This is a genomic window from Rhodopirellula maiorica SM1, from assembly GCF_000346295.1.
GTDB lineage: Bacteria > Planctomycetota > Planctomycetia > Pirellulales > Pirellulaceae > Novipirellula > Novipirellula maiorica.
The window spans coordinates 1-2,836 of sequence record NZ_ANOG01000578.1 but is presented as its reverse complement, the minus strand read 5'-3'; the positions used below and the strand labels follow the sequence as shown (position 1 = coordinate 2,836).

General features: G+C 54.8%; 2 protein-coding genes. Both read left to right on the top strand.

The window, feature by feature from the left end:
* Positions 1–945, top strand: a 945-nt coding sequence (locus RMSM_RS18400) for a sensor histidine kinase (RefSeq protein ID WP_144057759.1), incomplete at its 5' end; no start/stop codon positions are given.
* Between the two features lie 174 nt (positions 946–1,119).
* Complete coding sequence (locus RMSM_RS18395; protein WP_008699552.1) at positions 1,120–2,493, top strand: sigma-54-dependent transcriptional regulator; 1,374 nt, start codon at positions 1,120–1,122, stop codon at positions 2,491–2,493.
* The last annotated feature ends 343 nt before the right edge of the window (positions 2,494–2,836 follow it).

Here is a 2,836-nt window from a genome sequence, read left to right as displayed (position 1 = left end):
GATTCGTTGGTCCGTGATTCGCTGTATGCATCACTGCTGTCGCTGTTGGGCGTCGCGGGATTATCCGCGCTGGTGATCTATTGGGGCGGCGTTCAGTTGGTTGGCAAACCGCTGGACAAACTAATTGAACAGGTCAACCGCATCGGCGAAGGCAAACTTGATCAACCACCGGCGCTGACATGTCACGACGAACTGGGACGGCTGGCCGCCGCGATCAGCCAGATGAGTCATCGGCTGAGTGCACAGCGTGATACCATTCGGCATACGGACCGTTTGGGCACAATCGGGACGCTTGCTGCCGGAGTGGCCCATGAACTTGGTACTCCGCTGAATGTGGTGTCGGGACGTGCAGGATTGATCGCTAGCGGTAAGTTATCGGCAGACGAGGTCGCGTCGAGTGCGAAGACGATCAAGAGCGAATCGGAGCGAATGACGGCAATCATTCGTCAGTTGCTCGATTTCGCTCGTCAGACCCCATCGCCGCATGGCCAGATTGAACTGGGAGAGATTGTCGCGCGAACCTGTGATCTGATGCGTCCGTTGGTCAGCAAATCGGAAGCCGAATTGGTATTCGATTCGGCTACACTGCCGATGGAAATCGATGGTGATGCAGCACAGGTTCAACAAGTGTTGACGAATTTGATCAGCAATGCGATTGCGGCGATGCCCAATGGAGGGACGGTGACCGTATCGCTCGGCAGCGACGAGGAATCCGACCGAGTGTGGGTCGATGTGCGAGACACCGGTGTGGGAATTCAGGCCGAAAACTTGAACCAGGTGTTCGAACCTTTTTACACGACAAAAGACGTTGGCGAAGGAACGGGGCTTGGGTTGTCGATTGCCTACGGTATCGTGCGTGAACATGGCGGCGATATTACTGTGGACAGCAAGCAAGGCCAAGGCACCACGTTTCGCGTCAGTTTTCCGCGTCATAAGCACCCGTAGTGGATTTTGCCAAAAATCCGCTGTGCAAACGATCGTAGCGGATTTTGCCAAAAATCCCTATGCAAGCGATCGTGGTGGACGAGGCTACGAGAGTCCCGTGCTGCAGGACTCGTTGCTTCGTCCAATACGGGGGATCGGGGAACATGGCGTTTGGTTACTCAAACTGAGATTGGAATGATGACAGAGCCCAAGGAATCGTCTCGCGTCCTGATCGTCGATGACGAGCGAAATATGTGCGAGTTGATCCATACCGATCTGCGACTTCGCGAGATAAAAAGTGACTGGTTCACCTCGGCCAGCGAAGCGATCGAGGCGATTCACAAACGCGATTACGACGTCGTGTTAACCGACGTTCGCATGCCGGGCACCACGGGGCTGCAGTTGTGTGAACAGCTGACTCAGCTTCGACCGGACATTCCGGTGATCGTGATGACAGCGTTTGGAACGCTCGAAACCGCGATAGCGGCGATGCGGAGCGGAGCGTATGACTTTATCACCAAGCCGATCGAGATGGATTTGTTGTCGCTTTCGATCAAACGCGCGATTGAGCATCGACGGTTGTCTGAACAAGTTCGCTTGCTCGAGTCCTCGCAAAATTCAGCGGCTTCATTTGGTGAAGTGCTTGGGCAGAGTCCCGCCATGCAGGCCTTGTACGATCATTTGCAACAAGTCGCCAATTCGGACGCCGCCGTATTGATTACCGGCGAAAGTGGGACGGGCAAAGAATTGGTGGCCCGATCGATTCATGCCAATAGCCGTCGTTCGAGCAAACCGTTTGTTGCGGTCAACTGCGCGGCATTAACCGAAACATTGTTGGAAAGCGAATTGTTCGGGCATGTCAAAGGTGCGTTCACGGATGCTCGAGGCGAACGTCGCGGATTGTTCTTAGAAGCCGACGGCGGGACGCTGCTGTTGGACGAAATGGGTGAGATGCCGATGACGATGCAAGTCAAACTGTTGCGAGCGCTCGAAGAACGCAAGGTGCGGCCGGTCGGTAGCGATAAAGAGATGACCTTTGATGTGCGAGTGTTGACGGCGACGAACCGCGATTTGGAAACCGCGGTCGCCGATGGGCGTTTTCGCGAAGATTTGTACTACCGAATCAACGTGATTGGAATCGAGTTGCCACCGCTGCGTGCACGCGGTGCGGACGTACTGCGATTGGCCGAGCACTTTCGCGAGCGATTTGCCAACAGCGAAAACAAACCGGTCGACGGATTGGCCGAGGGTGTTGCTGAAAAACTGCTCAGCTATTCATGGCCTGGAAATGTGCGTGAACTGCGAAACGTGATTGAACGCGCGATCGCACTGACACGTTACGACAAAATTACCGTCGAGGACTTGCCAGAAAAGATTCGTAATTTCAAAGGCGGCACGTTGATCTTTGGTGGCTTCGATCCGGCTGAATTGGTGTCGATGGAAGAGGTTCAGCGTCGCTATATCAATCACGTCATGGACGCCGTCGGAGGCAACCAAACTCAGGCGGCTCGGATTCTGGGGCTGGATCGAAAGACGATCTATCGAAAACTGAAACAGGAAGACGACTGACGCCCGCTGTAGCAGTGTTGAGTGAGAGTGGGGGGGCGGCGGTATCCCGTCAAGCGAAAGCACGGACAATCGACGCAACACGAATGGCAAAAATAGTCCGAAACCCCAGGGCAGACATGGGGTTCTTAGGGTGTGGCGTTTTTGTGACCGACACCGTGCCACACAACACGCCCCCCGCATGTTTAAGTCGGCTGGCGTTGGCTTAAATCCACTTAAAATCAAAGGCTACGGAAATGGAATTCGTGCACGTTCAATGTCATGCCGGGCATCGCTTGAAAGCCGGTACCCACTTGCGAGGACGCACATTGCCGTGTCCTAAGTGTCGTGCCGAAGTGGTTGTGCC

Bases quoted from the DNA above. Each gene is read 5' to 3' on its own strand.
- RMSM_RS18395 (WP_008699552.1), top strand. From the start codon at position 1,120: ATGATGACAGAGCCCAAGGAATCGTCTCGCGTCCTGATCGTCGATGAC.